Source organism: Gammaproteobacteria bacterium (genome assembly GCA_036383255.1).
Classification (GTDB): Bacteria; Pseudomonadota; Gammaproteobacteria; order Natronospirales; family REEB76; genus DASUBN01.
In genome coordinates this window covers 45,561-66,818 of record DASVOS010000014.1, presented here as the reverse complement: position 1 = coordinate 66,818, position 21,258 = coordinate 45,561, and the positions used below count along the sequence as shown (strand labels likewise).

Here is a 21,258-nt window from a genome sequence, read left to right as displayed (position 1 = left end):
CGCGGCGGTACGAGCAGCCTTGTGCATATATGAAGGCACTCCTGCTCACCGCATCTCTAGCCGCCTCCCTCGCCGGCGCGCCGGTGTTCGCCGCCTCGGGCCAGCTCATCTGGGATGATGTGTACGACCCCATGACGGGTGACGCTTCCGCGAGCCAGGTGGCCGTTGCCGGAGGCTTCGCCTATGTGGCGGGCGGCGGTCCCTACAAGGTTACGCCCAGCAGCGATGCCGACATCCGCGTGCGCGCCTACGACGTGGCGAGCGGCGCGCTCCGTTGGGAAGACGTGTGGGACGCGGGCGGCATCCACCAGGACGACGAGGTGTCCGGACTCGCGGTGGGCGGCACGCGCCTCTTCCTCGCCGGGAGTTCCGGCACCAACACCGCCGGCAGCAACGGCTACGTCGTGCGCGCCTATGACCGGCGCGACGGTACAGTGCTGTGGGAGGATCACTGCGGACAGTTCGGTTCCCGCGCACGGGCCATCGTCGCCGATGGCGGCTCCGTGTTCGCCGCCGGCACCTGCTCCCCCGGCACGGGCGGCGCCGGCCTGCTGCGCGCCTATGCCGCGTCCACCGGCGCACAGCGCTGGGAAGTCGATGACGTGGCCTTGCCGCTCGCTCTCGCGGTCTCCGGCGGCACGGTGCTGGTGGCGGGCGCAGATGACGGCGGCCACCTGGTGCTGCGCGCCTACACCACCCGCCAAGGCAGGTTCCTTTGGGAAGCGCGCCCTGCCGAAGCCCAAGGCCTGTCCTTGCGTACCGCCGAACTCGTGGTCGGCGACGGCAAGGTATATCTCGCCTGGTGGGCGGTGGATTCGAACAGCCAGGATACGAACCAGGTGGCCGCCTACGGCCTGCGCAAGGGCCGGCTGCGCTGGCAGGCGGACCCAGGCGATCGCGTAAACCGGCTGGCGTTGGATTCCAATCGCCTGTTCACCGCCGAGGCAGGCAGCCAGGTGCTGGTGAGCGCCTACGCCGCGTCCGACGGCGCGCTGCTATGGCAGGATCAGCCGGGCACGCCATCGGCACCCTATACGGCCCTGGCGGTGACGGTGGGCGACAAGCGGGTATTCGTGGCCGGACAGGCCTTCGATCCTGCCGTAGAGAGCGCGCCGCACTTCATGGTGCGCGCCTACACGCGGACTGGGCGGTTGTTGTGGGAAGACGCCACGCCGACTGACACGATGCTCGGCGCGCAAGCACAGGGCCTGGGCTGGACACGCGGGGTGCTGGTGGCGGCCGGCATCGACAGCAACAGCGTACCGCCCTTCGGTTTCACGCACTGGCTGGTGCGGGCCTACGCCACGGAAGACCGGGGCCGTTGATTCAGGTCGGCTCGAGCCGGAAGCCCGCGTCGTAGTGTTTCGCCAGGGCGCTGCATGCGTGGCGCCATTCGGCGCCGGCGCGTAGCGCGTCCCATGAGTGGCTCTCCTTCCCGTGCAGGCGCACCAGCCGCCACTGGCTCACCGGGTTCGGCGGCGCCTTGAGTCCGTCCAGGATCGCCTCCACGCCGGCGCGGTTGTTGCACACCGGCAGCATGTCGCAGCCTGCTGCGAGCGCCGCCTCGGCCCGGTCCAGGTAGTCGCCCGCCTTCTCGGCGCCTCGCATGCTGAGGTCGTCACAGAACACCACGCCTTCGAAGCGCATACGCCCGCGCAGCTCCTCATCCACCCAGCGCCGCGACAGGCTGGCGGGCTGCTCGTCCACCTGGGAATACACCACGTGGGCCATCATCACGGAGGCGCAGTCGAGCTTGAACAGGCGCTGGTAGGGCACGAGGTCACGTTGCCGGATCTCCTCCAGGGACCGCTCATCCACCGGGAGCATGTGGTGGGAATCACCCTGTACCGCGCCGTGGCCGGGGAAATGCTTGGCACAGGCAGCCATGCCGGCCCGGCGCATGCCCAGGGTCCAGGCCCGGGTGAGTTCCGCCACCACCGTGGGATCGGCATGGAAGGCCCGGTCGCCGATGACGCTGCTCACGCCGAAGTCCAGGTCCACCACCGGCGCGAAGCTCATGTCCACGTCCACCGCGCGCAACTCCGCTGCCAGGAGCCAGCCGCAGAGTTCCGTCAGCCGTGCCGCTTCCTTGGGATCCCTGTCATGCAGCTCGCCATAGAGCCGCGCCGGCGGCAACTGCGTGAATCCGTCGCGGAAGCGCTGCACGCGCCCGCCCTCGTGGTCCACGGTGACCAAGAGGCGCGGCTCCCGCAGTGCGTGGATCGCCTCCGTCAGGGCCCGCACCTGTCTGGGATCGCGGTAGTTGCGGGTGAACAGGATCACACCGCCCACCAGGGGATGTTGCAGTATCTCCCGGTCTTCGGCGGTGAGTTCGGTGCCCGCCACGTCCACCATCAGGGGACCCAGGCTCATGCGGCCCCCCGCTCGAACACGGCGATGGATTCCACGTGGGCGGTATGGGGAAACATGTCCAGCACGCCGGCTTTGGTGAGCCGCCAACCCTGCTCCTCCACCAGCGTCTTCGCATCCCGCGCCAGGGTGGCGGGATGGCAGGAGACGTAGACGAGCTTGCGGGCGGCGAAGCGCGGGAACTGGGCGATGATCTCCCGGGCACCGGCCCGGGGCGGGTCGAGCAATATGCGCGCATAGCGGCGCTTCGCCCACTCGCCATGCTGCTTCTCGGCGAAAAGGTCCGCCTGTTCGAAGGAGGCGTTGGCGATGCCGTTGCGCTCCGCGTTGCTGCGGGCGCGGGCCACCAAGCCCGCTTCTCCCTCCACGCCCGTGACGCTGCGCGCGAGGCGCGCGAGCGGCAGGGTGAAGTTGCCGAGGCCGGCGAAGAGGTCCAGCACGTCCTCGTCGTCCCGCGGGGCCAGGAGCTCGAGCGAGAGGTCCACGAGGCGCCGGTTCACCTCGCCGTTCACCTGGATGAAGTCGGCGGGCTCGAAGGCGATGTCCACCTGTGATGCCGGCAGCCGGTAGTGCAACTCGGGCCGCTCGCCGCCCAGGGGCACGGCATGCTCAGCCTTGCCTTCCTGCAGCAGGATGCGCATGCCCTCTTCCTTCTCGAAGGCCGCGAGCCGTTCCCGGTCCGCGGCGCTGGGCGCCGCCAGCACCCGCAGGGACAGCACGATATCGCCGTCACCCACCGCCACCTCCAGCTGCGGCACCTTGTCCGCGATGCTGAGGCCGCTCAGGAGCTCCGATATCTTCTCGATACGCCCGCCCACCTGCGGATCCAGGGTATGGCACTGCCACACGTCGGTGATGAGGTGGCGGTGGCGCTCCGTGAATCCCACCAGCACCTTGCCGCTGTTGGTGTTGCGGTGGGCCGAGAGGCGCGCGCGGCGCCGGTAACCCCAGGCGGGACCCAGCAGCGGCGGGAGCACGTCATCCGGCGTGACGCCGCCGATGCGCTTGAGGTTATCCAGGAGCGTCTGCTGCTTGGCGGCCACCTGGGCCGCGGGCGCGAGATGCTGCAGCGCGCAGCCGCCGCAGGTGCCGAAGTGCCGGCAGCGGGGCTGCACCCGGTCAGGCGAGGCTTCCACCACCTCTGTGACCTGGGCCTCGTCGAAGTCGCTGCGCTTCTTGAGGATGCGGAAGCGCACCGTCTCGCCGGGCAGCGCGTCCTCGATGAACACGGTCTTGCCGTGCAGGCGCGCTATGCCGCGCCCCTCGTGGGACAGGGCGGTGACCTGGGCGGTGCTCTCCGCTCCTGCGGCGGCGCGTGCGGTCATGTGCCCGCCGGCGGCCAGGCCGCCAGGAACTCATCGAGATGCGGCTTGCCGGCCTTCTTCAGGGCCTCCCGCACCACGGCGCACTCGCGCCGGTATTCCTCCTCGCCCAGGCTGCCGTTCAGGAGCTCGAAGCGCAGGTACAGGAGGTAAGTGTTGAGGGTGTCGGTCTCGCAGTAATCCCGCACGCCGGCGCGGTTGCCCTTGAGCCACTGCTCCCACACCTGGCTGCCGTGCATGCCGAGCTTGCCTGGGAAGCCGCAGAGCTGCGCCATCTCGTCCAGCGGCACGCCGGCGCGCCCCTGGTAGAAACCCAGCACGTCCATGAGGTCGGTGTGGCGCCAGTGGTAGCGGGAGATGTAGTTGTTCCAGCGGAACGACTGGTCGCCCTCCCCCAGCTCCCAGAAGCGCGGTGCGCTGAGGCCGTGGCGCAGCGCGCGGTAGTTCAAGACCGGCAGATCGAAGCCGGAGCCGTTCCAGGACACGAGGTCGGGGCCGAACTTCTCTATCCCCTCGAAGAACCGTGCCACGATCTCCTTCTCGTCGGACTCCGGCGTACCGAGGGTCCAGACCTTGAAGCCGTCGCGGTTGCGCATGGCGAGAGAGACCGCCGCCACCCGTTGCAGGTGCAAGGGGAGGAACTCGCTGCCGCCGGTGTCCTGGCGGCGCTTCTGGAACATGGCGCGGGCCACGTCCTCGTCGGACAGGCCTTCCAGGCCGTACAGGCGCCGGCCGCCCTCAAGGTCAGGGATGGTCTCGATGTCGAAGGCGAGGATGTTCATGCAGGGTCCCGGGCGCGCGGTCCGCGCAACACGCAGTTTAACAAACCCCCGGCCGGCCGCCCTTTGACCGCGGACGGCGGAAGCCGCACCATGTCCGGAAGGGAACGCGGAGGACCGCTGATGACGGTGGATAAGGACGGCCTCGCCGCGGCGCTCGCCGCGCTCAAGCCCGAGATACGCCAGATGCTCGCCGAGGATCTGCCGCTGGACCGCAAGAGCGCGGAAGACGCCTTCATCGCCGGCCGCTGGGAACAGCTCCGGGAGCAGGTGCACCGGGTGAAGGGCTCCGCTTCCTTCTGCCGGCTGGAGGCGCTCCGGGAGGCTTGCCTGGAGGTCGAGCAGTCGGTCGCCGCTGGCGGTCCGCCTGACCATGCCACCATGGCCCGCTTCTCGGCCGAGGTCACCCGAGTCCTGGCCGCCTTGTAGGACGGGTCCTACCTAAGGCCACGACATTCCTGGGATTTCTTTCGATCTGCCGTGCAGGGTCAAATCCCATTCTGTAAACTGGAATGGGCATGCCATCTCAGCGATAGGGGTATCCCGTGCATGCACCGTAAGGGATCGTGAACATCAAATAAGGAGGCTCACCATGGCCGGCAAGAAGACTGTCTCTCCCGCCAAGCTTCAGAAGCACGCCCGCAGCCACGCCAAGAAGGCGGCGGCCAGCGCCAAGAAGCGCGCCCAGCACTACAGCAAGGGCGACAAGCTGATGAAGCAGGTATCCAAGACCCTGGGCAAGATCGCCGCCACCCATCCGAACCCGAAGGCCAAGAAGCAGGCGAAGATGGCGCTCAGGCAGCTCAACGAGGCCCACGCCGCCTTCGGCAGCGCTTCCATGTGCGCCGACACGCCGACCTACAACAACAAGGACACCTGAAGTCCCCCAGGCCACGTCGCATGCCTCGCACGATGTGCCGGACACGCGCCCTGCTGCTCTGCGCAGCAGCGGCGCTGTTCGCCTGCCATGCGGTGCCGGGACTCGCGACCGCGCGGTTCCGGCACCTCACCATGGAGGACGGGCTGTCCAACAACGAAGTCAACATCGTCATCCAGGACAGCAAGGGCTACGTGTGGCTCGGCACCATCGACGGGCTGGACCGCTACGACGGCTACACCTTCAAGATCTTCAGGCACGACCCGAACGACGCCGGGAGCATCTCCGGCAACTTCATCCGGGCCCTGTACGAGGATCCTGAAGGCCGCCTCTGGGCCGGAACCTTCTCCAACGGCCTCAACCTCTACGATCCCGATACCGGGGCGTTCAAGCATTATCGGCACATCCCGGGCGACCCGGACAGCATCATCAGCGATTCGATCTGGTCGCTGGGCCCCGGCCCGGATGGCACGCTGCTGATCGGCACCTGGGATGCAGGGCTGGATGTCTTCGACCCGAAGACCGGCAAGTTCCGCCACTTCCCGGCGGGATCCGGGCCCGCGGCACCGGGAAACAACCGCATCAACGACATCCTGGTGGACAGCCAGCAGCGGGTGTGGCTCGCCACGCTGAACGGGCTCGACCTGTTCGATCCCAGCGGCAAGACGCCCGCGCGCCACTTCAGGGCGAGTGACAGCAGCGAAGCCAACAACATCTGGCGCATCGCCGAAGACGCGCAACACCGCCTGTGGCTGGCGACCCATGCCGGCCCCTACATGTACGTGCCGGGTGAGCCGGGGCTGCGCCAGGTGCCGGGGGCAGCGAACGAACACTATCCCGGCGGCGAGGACCTGTTGGACAGCGTGCGGGTCGACCGGCAGCAGAACGTCTGGTACGGCAGCATCAACACGGGCCTATACCTGATCCGTGCCGGCACCGGGCACGTGCGCCGCTACCAGCAGGACATCGGCAACACAGATTCGCTCTCCTCCAACACCGTACTCTCCATCTTCCAGGACCGGGCCGGCTTCATCTGGGTCGCCACCGACGCCGGCGTGAGCCTGCTGGACCCCAACGTGCTGGACGTCTATTCGCTCCGGCCATCCGATATCAACGGCGTGAAGCTGGGCATCTCGGACAAGGTGCACGCGCTGTACGAATACCAGGGCAAGCTCCTGCTCGGCGCGCCGGGCACCATCTACCAGTTCCCGCTCGCATCCCAGGACGACAGCCTCAAGGATGCCGGCAACGTCTTCATGCACCTGGACCTCAACCGCTACGGCATGGTGCGGGCGATCGCCGGCATGGGTGCACGGGGGCTGCTGGTCACCACCGAGCTCGGCTACCTGATCTCGGTGGACTCCCAGGGCCGCGTGCTCAAGTCCTGGCGGCCCGGCGACGACCTGGACATCCGTCCGCGCGCACCGGACCGCATCGTGATGCACGGCGACCACCAGGCCTATCTCGCCACCTTCGGCAACGGCCTACTGGACTTCGACCTCTCCACCTCCAAGACGCGGCAGATCGCCGGGACCACTCCTTCCGAGCTCTCCTCCAACGACATCGTGGAGGACCTGCTGCAGGCCACGCCCCGCACGCTCTGGGCCGGCACCTTCCGCGGCCTGTTCCAGGTGGACACCGCCACCGGCAAGAGCACGCTGGTACCCATGACCCCGGGCAACATCGAGCCGGTGGTGCAGGGCCTGTACCTGGACCCCCACCACGAGCTGTGGATCGGCACCTACGACGGGCTGTGGCGCCTCAAGCTGGATGCCGCCGGCAACCCGCTGGCCCGCCCCGAGGCGGTGCCGCAGTTCCACCGCATCCAGGTGCTCGGCATCGAGCAGGACCCGCAGGGGTTCTTGTGGCTCGCCAGCGTCAACTCACTGATGAGGTTCGACCCCAAGAGCGGCACGGTGCTCACCTTCGGCCGCGACCAGGGCTCGCCCATCACCGAGTACTATTCCTACGGCCATACCCGCACCTCGAACGGCTGGCTGTGGTTCGGCGGCGGCCAGGGCGCGGTAGGCTTCCTGTCCAAGGACCTCAAGCCCAACCTGCAGCCGCCGGGCGTGGTGCTGAACGGCGTCACCGCCTACCGCGAAGGCAAGCCGGTGCACCTGCCGATCCTGCCCGACTCGCACCTGACCTTGAGCTATCGCGACGCCATCAGCATCTTCGACGTCGCGGCCACCGACTTCGGCGCGCCCCAGGCCAACAGCTACTCCTACCGGCTGCTGGGATTCCAGCCGGACTGGACGCCGCCCAGTCCCTCGCACCAGATCACCTTCACCAACCTGAACCCCGGGCACTACCGCCTGGAAGTCAGGGCCGCGAACAACTGGGGCACCTTGAGCACCGTGCCGGCGACGCTGGACATCGTGGTGCTGCCGCCCTGGTGGCGCACCTGGTGGGCCTACACCATCTACCTGCTGATCATCATCGGCAGCAGCATCGCCTACGTGTACAGCCTCAAGCGCAAGATCGTACGCGAGAAGGCCATCAGCGCCGAGCTGCGCGAGGCGAACGAGCTCAAGAGCCACTTCGTGGAGCGCCTCGAGGTGCAGGTCAAGGAAGCGACCCTGGAGCTGCGCGAGACCCTGCAGGGCGTGAACCTCAAGAACGCCGAGCTCGAGATCGCGCAACGGCGCGCCGCCGAGGGCGAGCAGGTGAAGTCGCAGTTCCTGGCGAACATGAGCCACGAGCTGCGGACCCCGCTGACGGGCGTGTTGGGCTACACCAAGCTGCTGACCTCGACCCCGCTCTCCTCGGAGCAGAAGGACTACGTGAGCACCATCCGGGTGTCTTCCGAGAGCCTCCTGGCGATCATCAACGACACCCTTGACCTCTCGCGCCTGGAGGCCGGCAAGCTGCTGATCGACGAGGTGGACTTCGACCTCCTGGAGCTCATAGAGAGCACGCTCGAGCTGCTCGCCCCCATCGCCTATCAGAAGCGCCTGGAGCTGGTACGGGTGATCCCGCCGGAGGTGCCGTTGCAGCTGCGCGGCGACCCGCTGCGCATGCGCCAGGTGCTCACCAACCTGCTCAGCAACGCCATCAAGTTCACCGAGTCCGGCGCGGTCTGTATCGAGGTGAAACAGGTGGCGCACGGCGAGCGCGACACCACGCTCACGTTCAGCGTCAGCGATACCGGCATCGGCATCCCCGAGAACGAGATCGGCCAGCTCTTCAACGCCTATGCCCGCGGCCGTATCTCCACCCGCCACCAGGTGGAAGGCACCGGCCTCGGCCTCGCGATCTGCAAGAAGCTCCTGGATCTCATGGGCGGCAGCATCGGGGTGAAGAGCCGCGTCGGCACCGGCAGCATCTTCGAGTTCCAGCTCAAGTTCCGCCTGCAGAAGCATGCGACCCCCGGTACACGCCTGCCGCGCAAGCTCTCCATCCTGCTCTATGACAAGCACCCGCTCTCCAGCGCCGCTTGGCGCGCTTCGCTCACGCGCCTGGGCGCCGACGTGAGGGAGGTGCGCGAACTGGAATCGCTCATGAGCATGCAGGCGGAAGCGGCGGTGCTGTCCCTGGGCGAGCGCGAGCTTGCGCACCTCGGGGAACTCAAGCAGAAGTTCTCCCCGGCCCTGCCGCCGATGCTGATCCTCGCGCCGCGCATAGAACGGCAGGCGTTGAAGGACCTCTCGGAGGCGCTCTACCATCGCGTGCTGAGCAAGACCGCCCGCGAGAAGACCGTGTACCTGGAACTTCAGTCGCTGGTGCAGGCGGCGGTGGAGCCCAGCGTGGGCGCCGCCGATGCCTCGAAGCAACCGGCCGCCGCGCCGGCCCCCGACGCGCCGCTGGTGCTGGTGGCGGACGACAACCGCATCAACCGCCGTCTGCTGGTCACCATGCTCAACCAGTCGGGGTTCCGCACCGCCGAAGCGGGCAATGGGCTGGAGCTATTGGACCTTGCGGCCCGCGGTCCCTGGCAGGCGGCGCTCCTGGATATCCACATGCCGCGGATGGACGGTATCGAGACCGCCACCAAGCTGCGCGCCACCTATGGCGATGCGGTGCCGCCCATCATCGCCATGAGCGCCGACGTGCTGCCCGAGGGCAAGGGCCAGGCACAGCAGGGACTGATGGACGGGTTCCTGATGAAGCCCTTCAATGAGCAGCAGCTGGTGGATCTCCTGCGCCAGCACATGGACCGGCACGCCCGCAAGCGGCGCGCCGCAGGCTAGCGGCGGCGGGGCCGCTCTGGCTTGGGTTTGCCGAGGCTCATGGTGAATACCACTGCCGACTCCAGCGGCGGAGTGCCGAGATAGCCCTCGATCACATCCTCCTTGAGTGCGCCGGAAGGCACGGCTGACAGGCCGTGCGCCGTGGCCGCCAGGGCGATGTTCTGGCAGATGAAACCCGCCTCCATCATCACGATGCGATAGGCCATGGGCAGGTGGTATTTCCACATGGTGCGCGGGAAATGCGCCACCAGGAACACGATGGCCGAGGCCTGGGCCGGCCACTTCTGCCCGCCCAGCATCTCCGGCACCTTCACTTTCCCCGCCCGCACCAGGCCCAGGTCGCGCTTGAGCGCGCCATAGTGGTAGAAGCCAGGCTCGAGCCCCGCGACGTTGCGCGCATACACGTAGAGCTCGTAGGGATTGCGTGCGCCGCCTGACGGCGTCATGGCGATGGGCAGCCGCCCGTAGTCCGCATCCTCGGTGAAGAAGTCGACGATGCCGTTGCCGGCGAACAGGCAGTCCGCCAGCGCCTGCAGGCCGATAGCGCGGCCATCGAAGTCGCGCTGGCTGCGGCGCCGGCGCATCAGCGCGAAGGGCTCCTGCTCGAGGTCGGTGCGCGGCAGTGCCGTCACCTTGCGCCGCCTGCTGTTGGTCTGGTGCAGGGGCGGCGAGGCGCGCCACGTCTTGCGCTTGCGCATGAACTGCCGCGCCGGCTTGCCCACCATGAAGGGCGTGTTCCGGACGCCGAAGTGGAACAGGCCCGCGGTGGTGCCCCAGAGCCATTCGCGCCGGTAGGTCTCGTCCCGCTCCGCCTGGGGCGTGCCCTCCACCACCAGTGCGTTCATGCCCACGAGCTCGGCCACCTGCTCCGCCAGGCTGCCGGCGTCGGTGTCGGGAAAATAGCGGAACAGCTCGCGGTCCTTGTGCCACTCGTCCAGCTGCGCCAGGAACTGCAGGCATTCGAGGGAGCAGGTGAAGCGATCCTGGGTCAGGAAGTTGTGGACCACGATCTCCCCGGCCTCGAAACCCGCACTTAGCGTAGCCGCGCGCCTGAATCTCATCCTTAGCTCCCTCCGGCGATCCGAGCCATCGTCCCATTGTATAGCGGGCAAGCCGCGTGAAATGCTCTAGACTGGATATGCCACGGCGGTATGGAAGGACCGCCGGCCCGCGCGAAGGGACTCGCTCGCCCCATGGAGAGCGCATGCGACAGCCCATCCCGCGACCCGGCCTGGCCCAGCTCTTCGGCGGACTGTCCGACGAGACGTTCTTCGCCGACATCTTCGAGCGGCGTCCCTGGTTCGGCAAGTCCGCCCTGCCCCTCTGCGCGAGCCTGGACGATGTGTTCGGGATCGTGCACCTCGCCCATGCGAACGGCGACGCCCGCTACACCCGCAGCCGCGACGCCGGCGGCGAGATCCCGGCACGCGAGATCGGCGAGCGCATGCAGGGCGTATCGGACCATCCCGCCTGGTTCCGGCGCATGTTCGAGGAAGAGAAGGTCGCCTTCGTCATCCGGCACTGCTCCCGTTACCTCCCTGCCCTCGGGACGCCGCTTAGGGTGCTGCAGGAGCGCCTCGAGGGCGACCTGTACGACTACTGCATCGCCACCCCGGCGGAGGCGGCCGCATCGGACGTCCATTACGATGACTTGGACGTGTTCAGCTTCAACCTCGCGGGGGCGAAGCGCTGGCGGCTGCATGATCCCGTCACGCCCCTGCCGACCAGGCATCTCTCCATGCAGGAAGTCGAGCCGGACGTAGACATGTCGGTCCCGCGATACGACGTGCGCCAAGTCGCCGGCGACTGTCTCTATATGCCAAGGGGATGGGTGCACCGGGTCACCAATGACTCGCCGGCCCCGGCGCTGCAGATGGCGGTGGCGTACACCCCCAATACCTGGATCGGCCTGTTCTCGAACCTGTTGCGCTATGCCTACAACAGGCTGGGGGAGACGGTGGAACTGCGCAGGGCGCTGGAACTCGAGGAGCTGGAAAGCCCCCGGGGCCGGGAGCGGCTCGCGCTCATCTGCCGGGAGTTCGAGACGTACCTTACGGAAGCTCTGGCCAACGGCCCCGCGGCGAGCCTGGACTTCATCCCCCACGCCGGCGGAAACACGTCCGCCTTGGAAGCAGCGCAGCGCTCGCTCCAGTTGCTGAAGACATCCGAAGGCAAGGAAGCGCGCTTGGTACCCACCGGCGCCCGCTTCCTGCTGCGCGAGCACAATTCGACCGGCTTCCTCGCCATCACCACGGATGGCCAGGACTATTCTTACCTGCCGGTCTCTTTCTGGGAGGCACTAAGGACGAAAGACGGTCAGACGCTGGAGGAATTGTCGGCGGGCGCGGGCTGCACCCAGGAAGAATTGCTCGGATATCTCGACGTGATCACGGTCCGCTTGGGACTCTACCGGTTCAGCCGTGAGCGTGCCTGAGGAAAAATTCCCACTCGTCCGCGGACCGGACGAGTGGGCTCTCGTCACGCTCAGTCCTTCAGCCCACTCAATCCGAACACGGTGCCGGCGCAGAGCGTGGACGCGCCGAAGCCGCCCTTGTTGCCCTGGAACCGCTTCAGCTTGAAGTCCTGCTTCTCATGAGAGGAGCGTGCCGGCTGGGCGGCGGTGAGGCTCTTCCTGATCTCATCACACACGTTGACAGCGACCTTGCTAGACATGACTCATCTCCTTGTCAGGGTCCATTTGACGTCCCCATCATGGGGACGGCCTCCACGGGCACCGGCGGTGACCGTGAAGAGCCCGCAATTCCGCGGGCTGGGCTAATTATATGTCAGGGAGCGAGGTGAAAGCGTTGCAGGTATACGGGAAACCCCCTATTCGGCAATAGGGGAAAACCCGAGACCCGCGGGTATGAGACTTGGTTCACGCTTGCTGCGCTTTCTCGGCCACGGCCATCGCGACCACCAAGCCCGCCTCATCCGTGAGGCTCACATGAGCCACGCCGACGCCGAGACTGCCGCACACGCGCCTGCCGCGTTCCGAGAAGATGACACAGGGCTTGCCGCGCTCGTCCGGCACGAAACCGGTGTCCCGCACCCACATGCCATGTCGGAATCCGGTGCCGAGCGCCTTGACCACCGCCTCCTTGGCGGCGAAGTGCATGGCGAGGAAACGCACCGGGTTCCTGCTGCGGGCGAAGAACGCGAGTTCCTCCGGCATGAGGATGCGGCGCGCGAAGGCCTCGCCGCGCTGCCGCCAGATCGCCTCGACCCGAGACACCTGCACCACGTCGGTGCCGACGCCGTAGATCAAGCCCGTGCCTCCCGCAGCAGGTCTTTCATCTCCTTCACCGCCGCCGGCAGGCCCGCCATGACCGCCCGCGCGATGATGGAATGGCCGATGTTGAGCTCCACGACCTCGGGGATCGCCGCCACCGGCTTGACGTTGTGGTAGTGCAGGCCGTGGCCGGCATGCACTTCGATGCCGATGCGGGCGGCATGGCGCGCCGCCTCCACCAGCCGGTGCAGCTCCTCAGCCTGGCGCGCACCCTGTGCTTCCGCGTAGGCGCCGGTGTGCAGCTCCACCACCGGAGCGCCGGCCTCGGCACAGGCGTCGATCTGGTCCCGGTCCGGGTCTATGAACGGCGCCACGCGGATGCCGGCGGCCTTGAGCCGGATGCAAGCCTGCTTGAGGCGCGCGAGCTGGCCGCGCACGTCCAGGCCGCCCTCGGTGGTGAGCTCCTGGCGCCGTTCCGGCACCAGGCAGCAGTCCGGCGGCAGCACCCGTTCCGCCAAGGCCAGCATCTCCTCCTCCACCGCCATCTCGAGGTTGAGGCGCGTCTTCACGGTCTGCTTGAGCAGCACCACGTCACGTTCCTGGATGTGGCGCCGGTCCTCCCGCAGGTGCACGGTGATGGAGTCGGCGCCGGCGCCCTCCGCCAGCGCGGCTGCCTCCACCGGATCCGGGTAAGGCGTACCGCGCGCCTGGCGCACGGTGGCGACATGATCGATGTTGACCCCGAGGGCGATGCCGCCGGCAGGATTCATGTGGTTACACCTCCTTAGGGGTTCAGGCCTTGCGCGCCAGCGCGCGCATCACGCCGCTGGTCTTGAGGGCGCGCCCCTCCAGGTGCCGCTCCAGCGCCGCCTTGAGCAGCCGCTTCGCGTCCTTGAGGTCGTCGGCATCATCCAACGCTCCCGCATGCAGCGCAAGCAGCGCGCGGCCGCGGATCGGCACGCCCGGCCCGCGGCGCCCCCCGGCCGGGCGCGGCCCGGCGTCCAGGTCGTAGAGATAGTCTTCCCCCGCCTCCACCGGCTCATCCGCCGAGGCGAGCTGTATGAGGTTGAGGCCATAGCCGATGGCAGACAGGAGGCCGAGCTCGAACCGGCGCAGCGCTGCGGCGGGTGTGAGACCGGCCAATTCCATGAGGGTGCGGGCGTAGGCGTCGTAGAGATCCGGGTGTGCATCCTGGCGCGGCAAGAGGCGCAGCAGGAGCTCGTTCATGTAGAACGCCGCCAGCAGCGGGCGGCCGCGCAGCAGCACCGGCGGACCGGCCGCCTCCACGGCACCGAGGTTGCCGAGCTCGCCGCGCTGGGACCAGGACAGGAGCAGCGGCGTGAAAGGCTGCAGCAGGCTGCGCTGCGGCGCAGTCGGCCTGCGTACCCCGCGCGCCACGAGTCCCAGGCGGCCATGCTCCCGGCTCCACACCTCCAGCAGCCGGCTGGTCTCGCGCCAGTTGCGCTGGTGGAGCAGGTAAGCGGGCGCGAGGCTGACCCGCTCGGCCCTCATCCTTCCTCGAATCCCAGGGTGGCGAGCGCGCGGGCGTCGTCGGACCAGTTCTCCCGCACCTTGACCCACATCTGCAGGAACACCTTGCGGCCGAACTCCCTCTCCATCTCCAGGCGCGCGGCCCGGCCCACCTGCTTGAGCAGCGCGCCGCCTTGGCCGATGACGATGGACTTCTGCCCTTCCCGCTCCACCCAGATGCTGGCGGTGATGCGCAGCATCTCGCCGTCCAGCTTGAGCTCATCGATGGTCACCGCCACCGAATACGGCACTTCCTCGCGCAGGGCCATGATGAGTTGCTCGCGCACGAACTCCGAGGCGCGCATCATCTCGTCCTGGTCGGTGACCTGCTCCGCCGGGAACAGCATGGGCGATTCCGGCAGGTTCTCGGCGAGCAGGCGCTCAAGCCCGTTAAGGTTGTCCTGCTTGGAGGCCGAGACCGGCACCACGAACAGGAAGGGATGGCGCGCCTGCATCTCCTCCAGGAAGGGCAGCACGCGATCGCGGGGTTTCACCTTGTCCAGCTTGTTGACCACGAGACCCAGGGGGCGCTCCAGCCGCGCGAGCCGGGCCAGGGCCTCCACGTCATCGTCGTTCCATTGCAGCGCCTCCACCACCAGCAGGCACAGGTCCGCCTCGCTGGCGGCGGATACGGCGGTGCGGTTCATGGATCGGTTGATGGCGCGCTTCTCGCCTGAGTGCAGGCCCGGCGTGTCCACGAAGATGAGCTGCTCGGTGGGCGTGGTCTTGATGCCCAGCACCCTGCGGCGGGTGGTCTGGGGCTTGGGGGTGACGATGCTGATCTTGCGGCCCACCAGTGCGTTCACCAGCGTGGACTTGCCGACGTTGGGACGGCCAGCGACCGCGATGAAACCCGCGCGGAAATTCGATTCAGCCATGGGCAAGCCGCTCCAGGGCGCGCCGCGCCGCTTCCTGCTCCGCGGCACGGCGGCTCCCCGCCTCGCCCTCGGTACGCACCTGCAGGGCCGTGATACTGCAGCTCACGCGGAAGGTCTGCTTGTGGGGCTCGCCCCGCACCGATTCCACCGCGTATGCCGGCAGCGGCAGCTCGCGCGCCTGTAGCACCTCCTGCAGGCGGGTCTTCGCATCCTTGAGGGATTCCGCCGACGGCGGGGTAGCGAGACGCGATTCCAGCAGGCGCAACGTCACTTCGCGGGCGGCGTCGAAGCCGGCATCCAGGAACACCGCGCCCACCAGGCCCTCGAGCGCGTCGGCGAGGATCGAAGCGCGGCGGAAGCCGCCGCTCTTGAGCTCGCCGGGACCGAGGGTGAGGTGGGAACCCAGGTCCAGCTCACGGGCCACCTCGGCGAGCGTCTCCTGGTTCACGAGGCTGGCCCTGAGGCGGCTCAGGTCGCCCTCCTCCAGGCCGGGATGGCGCCGGTAGAGGGCCTCGGCCACGCAGACGTTGATGAGCGCGTCGCCCAGGAACTCGAGGCGCTCGTTGTTATGCCCCCCGGCGCTGCGGTGGGTGAGCGCCAGCGCCAGCAGGTCGGGGTCGGAGAAAGTCCGGCCCAGCGCCCGCAACAGGCTGGCGCGGTCGTGGCTCAATGCCCGCTGGCCGAGTAAGTCTTCTCGAAGTGCACCACCAGGTCGACGTTGGCGATGAAGTTGGTGCGGGCATCGTAGTCGAGGTTCATGACCAGGGCCTTGGTGTCCGGATCCTGCTTGATCTCCACGTCGTCGGCCTTGATGACGTCCACGCTATTGACGTCGAACAGGCTCGAGATGTTGGAGCGGATCTGGGCAGGAGTCTCGCCGCTGGTGACCTGCTTGGAGACCGTGGTCAGGGAGTTGTTGATGGAGTTGTACTCCATGTAGATCGGCATCAGCTTGAAGCCGAAGATGCCGATGAAGCCGATCATCGCGATCAGGACTATCCAGGTGATCATGGTCAGGCCGCTTTGGTGCTTACGCTTGCTCATCGCTGTTCTCCCAGGTGCGGCGCGCGCCGCGCTATCAGACGGTCAATGGATCACGGTGCCGACACGGTGCCACAGTGCCCTGTTGCCGAACGCGTCGATGTTCAGCCAGATGAAGAAGGCCCGGCCCACCAGGTTCCCCTCGGGGACGTAGCCCCAGTAGCGGCTGTCGTTGCTGTTGTCACGGTTGTCGCCCATGGCGAAGTACTCTCCCTCCGGCACGGTCCATTCACCCTCGCGGCCGAAGCGCTCAGGATTGGTGAGCAGCTCGTGGACCGCGTCGCCCAGGTGCTCGCGCGCCAGCGCACTTCCCTGCGATTCCGGGTCCGGCCCGGCGTAGGTGCCGAGCGCGTCCTTGGCCATGACGACGCCATTGATATACAGCGTTTTATCCCGGTAAACAATATGGTCCCCCGGCACGCCCACGATGCGCTTGATGTAGTCCTCGCGCGGGTCGTTGGGATAGCGGAACACGGCCACGTCGCCTCGCTTGGGCTCGCCCAGCGTCACGATCTTGGTGTGCAGCACCGGCAGGCGGATGCCATAGGTGAACTTGTTCACCAGGATGAAGTCGCCCTGCTCCAGGGTGGGCACCATGGACGAGGACGGGATGTGGAAGGGCTCCGCCAGGAACGAGCGCAGCACCAGCACCAGGAGGATCACCGGGAAGAAGGACTTGGAGTAGTCCACCAGCATGGGCTCGCGCGCCCCCGGCGCCTCCACGCCGTCCACGCCCAGCACTGGCGGCGCGGCCTTGCGGCGGCGCGGCGCGAAGTACAACGCGTCCACCAGCCACACCACGCCCGTGAACGCGGTGGCCAGGGTCAGGATCGCTTCGAAGTCGAAATGCATCGATAACCCCTTGGTTTACTTTTTACCCACATGGAGCACCGCCAGGAACGCTTCCTGCGGGATCTCCACCGTGCCGATCTGCTTCATGCGCTTCTTGCCTTCCTTCTGCTTCTCCAGCAGCTTGCGCTTGCGGGTGATGTCGCCGCCGTAGCACTTGGCGGTGACGTTCTTGCGCAAGGCCTTCACGGAGGTGCGCGCGATGATGTGTGAGCCGATGGCGGCCTGCACGGCCACCTCGAACATCTGCCTTGGGATCAGCTCCTGCATCTTCTCGCACAGGTCGCGCCCGCGCACGTAGGCGCTGTCCTTGTGCACGATGAGCGAGAGCGCATCCACCCGGTCGCCGTTGATGAGCAGGTCCAGCTTGACCAGGGGCGCCGCCTGGAAGCGCTCGAACACATAATCGAAGGAGGCATAGCCGCGGCTGGAGGACTTGAGCCGGTCGAAGAAATCCATCACCACTTCGTTGAGCGGCATCTCGTAAGCCATGGCCACCTGGCTGCCGTGGTACAGCATCTTCTTCTGCATGCCGCGCTTCTCCTGGCAAAGCGTCATGACGTTGCCCACGTACTCCTGGGGCACCAGTATGTTGGCGGTGATGATGGGCTCGCGGATCTCGTCGATGCGGTCGACCTGCGGCAGCTTGGACGGGTTGTCCACGTACAGCGTCTCGCCGCCGGTGGTCAGCACCTCGTAGACCACGGTCGGCGCGGTGGTGATCAGGCTCAGGTTGTACTCGCGCTCCAGGCGTTCCTGCACGATCTCCATGTGCAGCATGCCGAGGAAGCCGCAGCGGAAGCCGAAGCCGAGCGCGGTGGAGGTCTCCGGCTCGAAATGCAGGGCCGAGTCGTTCAAGCGCAGCTTGCGCAGCGCCTCTCGGAAGTTCTCGTAGTCGTCGGAGCTGATGGGGAACATGCCGGCGAACACGCGCGGCTGCACCTGCTTGAAGCCGGGCAGCGGCGAATTGGCCGGCTTGTCCGCCGAAGTGAAGGTGTCACCCACCGGCGCGCCGTCGATCTCCTTGATGCCGGCGATGACGTAGCCCACGTCGCCGGCGCTCAGCCCCTCGGTGTCGCCCATCTTGGGAGTGAAGATGCCCACCCGCGCCACTTCATGGGCGCGGCCGGTGGACATGACCAGGAGCTTCTGGCGCGGCTTGATGCTGCCGTTCACCACGCGCACCAGCGACACCACGCCCACGAAGTTGTCGAACCAGGAGTCGATGATGAGCGCCTGCAGCGGCGCGTTGGCGTCGCCCTTGGGCGGCGGGATGCGCCTGACCAGTTCTTCCAGCAGTTCCGGAACGCCGAGGCCGGTCTTGGCGCTGACGCGCACCGCGTCGGTGGCGCCGATGCCGATGATCTCCTCGATCTCCTCCGCCACCTTGTCCGGTTCGGCGTTGGGCAGGTCGATCTTGTTCAGGACCGGCACTACCTCCAGGCCCTGGTCCAGCGCGGTGTAGCAGTTGGCGACGCTCTGGGCCTCCACGCCCTGGGAGGCGTCCACCACCAGCAGCGCGCCCTCGCAGGCGGCCAGCGAGCGGGACACCTCGTAGGAGAAGTCCACGTGGCCCGGGGTATCGATGAAATTCAGCTGGTAGGCTTGACCGTCCTTCGATTTGAATCGCAGCGAGACGCTCTGGGCCTTGATGGTGATGCCGCGCTCGCGCTCGATGGGGTTGGAGTCCAGCACCTGCTCCTCCATCTCGCGCGCTTCCAGGCCGCCGCAGAACTGGATGAAGCGGTCGGCGAGCGTGGATTTGCCGTGATCGATGTGGGCGATGATGGAGAAATTGCGGATGCGCTGCATGTCCACGGCGGGCCGGTACTTTTGCTGATCTGGGTGAGCTTTTCGGACGCCGGAGGTGGTCGCCTGGAAGCCGGGCAGGCCCCTATATGTTCAGGTAGGGCCCCGTTCATGCCCCGCCGGCCAAAAGGCCTTGCGGGACAGCGCATTATAACGGTTTGGAGTATGACGAAACAGGGACGTAGCGCCGGCGAATCAGTGACTTAGCCCCTCACGCGAGGCCGGCCTTCTGGTGGAAATAGCCCTGCAGGGCCGCCTCATCCAGCCGCCCCTCGCAGATCACCCGCTCCCCCGCCGCCAACACCGGGATGCGGGTGCCGTAGCGCTGCTTCAGGGCCGGATCCCCGTCCACGTTCACCAGGGCGACCTCGATCTCGTCGCCATAGTGGAAATAGATCGCCGCGAGCATCTGCTCGCAGAGGTGGCAAGCCGGGCGGTGATAGAGCGTGAGGCCGGTCAACGGTGCGCCGGAGCGCCCAGGGGCAGGAACAGGTTGCTGCCCGGGCGGCGCACCAGCACCGGCACCGGACGGTCGCGGGGAAGCTCTCGGGTGAGCTTGTAGAACTGGTCGGTGCTGGTCACGTCCACGCCATCCAGCATCAGCACCACGTCGCCCGCATGGAAGCCGGCGCGCATGCCGACGCCCGGCGTGACGCTGGTGACGATGATGCCTCCGGCCTCCACCGCGAAGGCGCGGCGCTCGGCATCCGTGAGCGGCCGGAGCGCGAGCCCGAGGCCCTGGGCCTCGCCGCCGCCAGTGGCGCTGCTGCCATGGGCGCTGCCCAAGGTGTCCAATACCGCCGAATAGGCGCTGACGCGGTTGTGTACCGGGCTCTGGCCGGAGCCACCCTCGCTAGGCGCAGCCTCGGTATGGCTGCGGCGGCCGGTGCTGGAGGCGGAGCGGTCGCCGGGTTCATCGCCATAACCGTTGGGCATGGACGAGACATGGCCGGTCTTCACGCCCGGCCGGGCGGGCGCGTCGGTGACCACGAGGGGGATGGGACGGATGTTGGCCGCGGCCGGCGCGCACTCACCCTGCGATACCCCCATGAGGGTGCTCGCGAGGCTGGTCGCCAGGAACAGGCCGATGGCTCGCATAGGAGCCAGGATTGTGGTGGATGCCTAAGCCCGCCGCAATAGCGGCCCGGGAGCCTAGTACTGGCGGGGGGGCCGGGGGCGGTCCCTGGTCTCTTCCTGGGTCCCGTCCAGCGCCGTATCCGGGTCGGCCTTGGGCTTGGCCTGGTAGCGGCGGGACTGCAGGCCGTGCATCCCCACGGGCATCATGCCCTCCTGGTCCACCAGCGCGTTGTCCAGGGACGCCGGCAGCGGATCGCCGGTCCAGTTCGCATCGTTCATGAGGTCCACGGGCGAGCTCTCGCCACTCGCTGCGCTGCTCGGCACGATCTCCGAGGGCGCGGCGCCGGTGTGGCCGCCGTGCTTGAGGCCCACGATGGCCACCACCGCCACCGAGGCGGCGATGGCGAAGCCGGCGGCGCCCCTGAGCAGCTTGTCCATCAACCGGGCCGGCGGCGCGGCCGGCAGCGGCTCGTCCGACAGCACGGCCATCACCCGGTCGGCGAAACCGCGGGTGTCCACCGCCGGCAGCTCCTTGCGCAGGGCGCAGCCGATGAGGTGGTAGCGCTCCCAGTGCAGCCGCAGCGACTTCTCCACGGCGAAGCGGCGCAGCAGGAGCTCGTGCTCGCCCTCCGGGAGTTCGTGGTCGGCCAGGGCCGATATCTGTTCGCGCAGCTTCTGGGTCATCGCTCTCTCTCGTTCAGTCCAAAAGGGGCTTGAGCTTGGCGTCTATCGCCTCGCGCGCCCTGAATATCCTCGACCGTACCGTGCCCACCGGGCAGGCCATGGTCTCGGCGATCTGTTCGTAGCTCATGCCTTCCAGTTCCCTGAGCACGATGGCCGTGCGCAGGTCCTCGGGCAGGTCGGCGATCGCCTCCTCCACCGTGCGCTGGATCTCGTCCGTGAGCAGCAGCCGCTCGGGGGTCGCCACATCCCGCAGCCGGGCTTGCAGTTCGTACTGCTCCGGATCCTGCAGGTCCATGCCGCGTTCCATCGGCCGGCGGCCTTCCGCCACCAGGTGGTTCTTGGCCGTGTTGATCGCGATCCGGTAGAGCCAGGTGTAGAACGCACTGTCTCCACGGAACCCGTGTATCGCCCGGTAGGCCTTGATGAAGGCCTCCTGGGCCACGTCCAGGGCCTCGGTGCTGTCATGCACGTAGCGTGTGACCAGCTTCACGATCTTGTGCTGGTACTTACGCACCAGCACGTCGAAGGCGGCCTTGTCGCCACGCTGCACGCGCCGCACCAGCACCTGGTCGGCATCGGCCTTGCCAGGCTCAAGTTCGACTATGGGCCTGGGCATG

22 protein-coding genes are annotated in these 21,258 nt (G+C 67.5%); 5 read left to right on the top strand and 17 right to left on the bottom strand.

Annotation, left to right across the window (positions count from 1 at the left end):
• Positions 1 to 29: 29 nt before the first annotated feature.
• Positions 30 to 1,325, top strand: coding sequence for a PQQ-binding-like beta-propeller repeat protein (locus VF651_09805; GenBank protein HEX7966001.1), 1,296 nt, complete (start codon positions 30 to 32; stop codon positions 1,323 to 1,325).
• A gap of 1 nt (position 1,326) precedes the next feature.
• Here the strand turns inward: VF651_09805 and nagZ are convergent, their stop codons facing one another.
• The 3 genes from nagZ to VF651_09790 are packed head-to-tail and all read right to left on the bottom strand — an operon-like array spanning position 1,327 to position 4,474.
• On the bottom strand, positions 1,327 to 2,373 hold the full coding sequence (gene nagZ, locus VF651_09800; protein HEX7966000.1) for a beta-N-acetylhexosaminidase: 1,047 nt from the start codon (positions 2,371 to 2,373) through the stop codon (positions 1,327 to 1,329).
• On the bottom strand, positions 2,370 to 3,695 hold the full coding sequence (rlmD, locus tag VF651_09795; GenBank protein HEX7965999.1) for a 23S rRNA (uracil(1939)-C(5))-methyltransferase RlmD: 1,326 nt from the start codon (positions 3,693 to 3,695) through the stop codon (positions 2,370 to 2,372). The genes nagZ and rlmD overlap by 4 nt, the downstream gene beginning before the upstream one ends.
• Complete coding sequence (locus VF651_09790; GenBank protein ID HEX7965998.1) at positions 3,692 to 4,474, bottom strand: 3'-5' exonuclease; 783 nt, start codon at positions 4,472 to 4,474, stop codon at positions 3,692 to 3,694. The genes rlmD and VF651_09790 overlap by 4 nt, the downstream gene beginning before the upstream one ends.
• A 120-nt stretch (positions 4,475 to 4,594) precedes the next feature.
• Between VF651_09790 and VF651_09785 the strand changes: the two genes are divergently transcribed.
• The 3 genes from VF651_09785 (at position 4,595) to VF651_09775 (ending at position 9,541) form a co-directional block, all read left to right on the top strand.
• The gene (locus VF651_09785; GenBank protein HEX7965997.1) at positions 4,595 to 4,900 is read left to right on the top strand and encodes an Hpt domain-containing protein; all 306 of its coding nucleotides are present in this window, start codon (positions 4,595 to 4,597) and stop codon (positions 4,898 to 4,900) included.
• A 163-nt stretch (positions 4,901 to 5,063) separates the two neighbouring features.
• Entirely contained in the window at positions 5,064 to 5,351 is a 288-nt protein-coding gene (locus VF651_09780; GenBank protein ID HEX7965996.1) for a hypothetical protein, read from the top strand.
• 20 nt (positions 5,352 to 5,371) lie between these two features.
• Entirely contained in the window at positions 5,372 to 9,541 is a 4,170-nt protein-coding gene (locus tag VF651_09775; GenBank protein ID HEX7965995.1) for a two-component regulator propeller domain-containing protein, read from the top strand.
• Here the strand turns inward: VF651_09775 and VF651_09770 are convergent.
• The gene (locus VF651_09770) at positions 9,538 to 10,602 is read right to left on the bottom strand and encodes a SagB/ThcOx family dehydrogenase (protein ID HEX7965994.1); all 1,065 of its coding nucleotides are present in this window, start codon (positions 10,600 to 10,602) and stop codon (positions 9,538 to 9,540) included. The genes VF651_09775 and VF651_09770 overlap by 4 nt on opposite strands.
• 143 nt (positions 10,603 to 10,745) lie before the next feature.
• Between VF651_09770 and VF651_09765 the strand changes: the two genes are divergently transcribed.
• Entirely contained in the window at positions 10,746 to 11,975 is a 1,230-nt protein-coding gene (locus tag VF651_09765) for a cupin domain-containing protein (protein ID HEX7965993.1), read from the top strand.
• A gap of 50 nt (positions 11,976 to 12,025) precedes the next feature.
• On the opposite strand, the gene VF651_09760 is transcribed toward VF651_09765, so the two are convergent.
• From VF651_09760 to rpoE, 13 genes are all read right to left on the bottom strand, one after another.
• The gene (locus VF651_09760; GenBank protein HEX7965992.1) at positions 12,026 to 12,214 is read right to left on the bottom strand and encodes a hypothetical protein; all 189 of its coding nucleotides are present in this window, start codon (positions 12,212 to 12,214) and stop codon (positions 12,026 to 12,028) included.
• A 205-nt stretch (positions 12,215 to 12,419) separates the two neighbouring features.
• Complete coding sequence (gene acpS, locus VF651_09755) at positions 12,420 to 12,809, bottom strand: holo-ACP synthase (protein HEX7965991.1); 390 nt, start codon at positions 12,807 to 12,809, stop codon at positions 12,420 to 12,422.
• On the bottom strand, positions 12,806 to 13,543 hold the full coding sequence (pdxJ, locus tag VF651_09750; GenBank protein HEX7965990.1) for a pyridoxine 5'-phosphate synthase: 738 nt from the start codon (positions 13,541 to 13,543) through the stop codon (positions 12,806 to 12,808). The genes acpS and pdxJ overlap by 4 nt, the downstream gene beginning before the upstream one ends.
• Positions 13,544 to 13,565: 22 nt before the next feature.
• Complete coding sequence (gene recO, locus VF651_09745) at positions 13,566 to 14,285, bottom strand: DNA repair protein RecO (protein ID HEX7965989.1); 720 nt, start codon at positions 14,283 to 14,285, stop codon at positions 13,566 to 13,568.
• Positions 14,282 to 15,181, bottom strand: a complete 900-nt coding sequence (era, locus tag VF651_09740; GenBank protein HEX7965988.1) for a GTPase Era — start codon at positions 15,179 to 15,181, stop codon at positions 14,282 to 14,284. Before era ends, recO begins: the two co-directional genes overlap by 4 nt.
• Positions 15,174 to 15,851 (bottom strand): ribonuclease III, encoded by a 678-nt coding sequence (rnc, locus tag VF651_09735; GenBank protein ID HEX7965987.1) that lies wholly within the window; start codon positions 15,849 to 15,851, stop codon positions 15,174 to 15,176. The genes era and rnc overlap by 8 nt, the downstream gene beginning before the upstream one ends.
• The gene (locus tag VF651_09730) at positions 15,848 to 16,225 is read right to left on the bottom strand and encodes a DUF4845 domain-containing protein (protein ID HEX7965986.1); all 378 of its coding nucleotides are present in this window, start codon (positions 16,223 to 16,225) and stop codon (positions 15,848 to 15,850) included. The genes rnc and VF651_09730 overlap by 4 nt, the downstream gene beginning before the upstream one ends.
• A 42-nt stretch (positions 16,226 to 16,267) precedes the next feature.
• Positions 16,268 to 17,074, bottom strand: coding sequence for a signal peptidase I (gene lepB / locus VF651_09725; protein ID HEX7965985.1), 807 nt, complete (start codon positions 17,072 to 17,074; stop codon positions 16,268 to 16,270).
• Positions 17,075 to 17,089: 15 nt separating this feature from the next.
• Positions 17,090 to 18,883 (bottom strand): translation elongation factor 4, encoded by a 1,794-nt coding sequence (lepA, locus tag VF651_09720; protein ID HEX7965984.1) that lies wholly within the window; start codon positions 18,881 to 18,883, stop codon positions 17,090 to 17,092.
• Positions 18,884 to 19,091: 208 nt separating this feature from the next.
• On the bottom strand, positions 19,092 to 19,340 hold the full coding sequence (locus tag VF651_09715) for a glutaredoxin family protein (protein HEX7965983.1): 249 nt from the start codon (positions 19,338 to 19,340) through the stop codon (positions 19,092 to 19,094).
• Complete coding sequence (locus tag VF651_09710) at positions 19,337 to 19,978, bottom strand: PDZ domain-containing protein (protein HEX7965982.1); 642 nt, start codon at positions 19,976 to 19,978, stop codon at positions 19,337 to 19,339. Before VF651_09710 ends, VF651_09715 begins: the two co-directional genes overlap by 4 nt.
• 54 nt (positions 19,979 to 20,032) lie before the next feature.
• Entirely contained in the window at positions 20,033 to 20,641 is a 609-nt protein-coding gene (locus VF651_09705) for an RseA family anti-sigma factor (GenBank protein HEX7965981.1), read from the bottom strand.
• A 13-nt stretch (positions 20,642 to 20,654) separates the two neighbouring features.
• The gene (gene rpoE / locus VF651_09700; protein HEX7965980.1) at positions 20,655 to 21,257 is read right to left on the bottom strand and encodes an RNA polymerase sigma factor RpoE; all 603 of its coding nucleotides are present in this window, start codon (positions 21,255 to 21,257) and stop codon (positions 20,655 to 20,657) included.
• Between the last annotated feature and the right edge of the window lies 1 nt (position 21,258).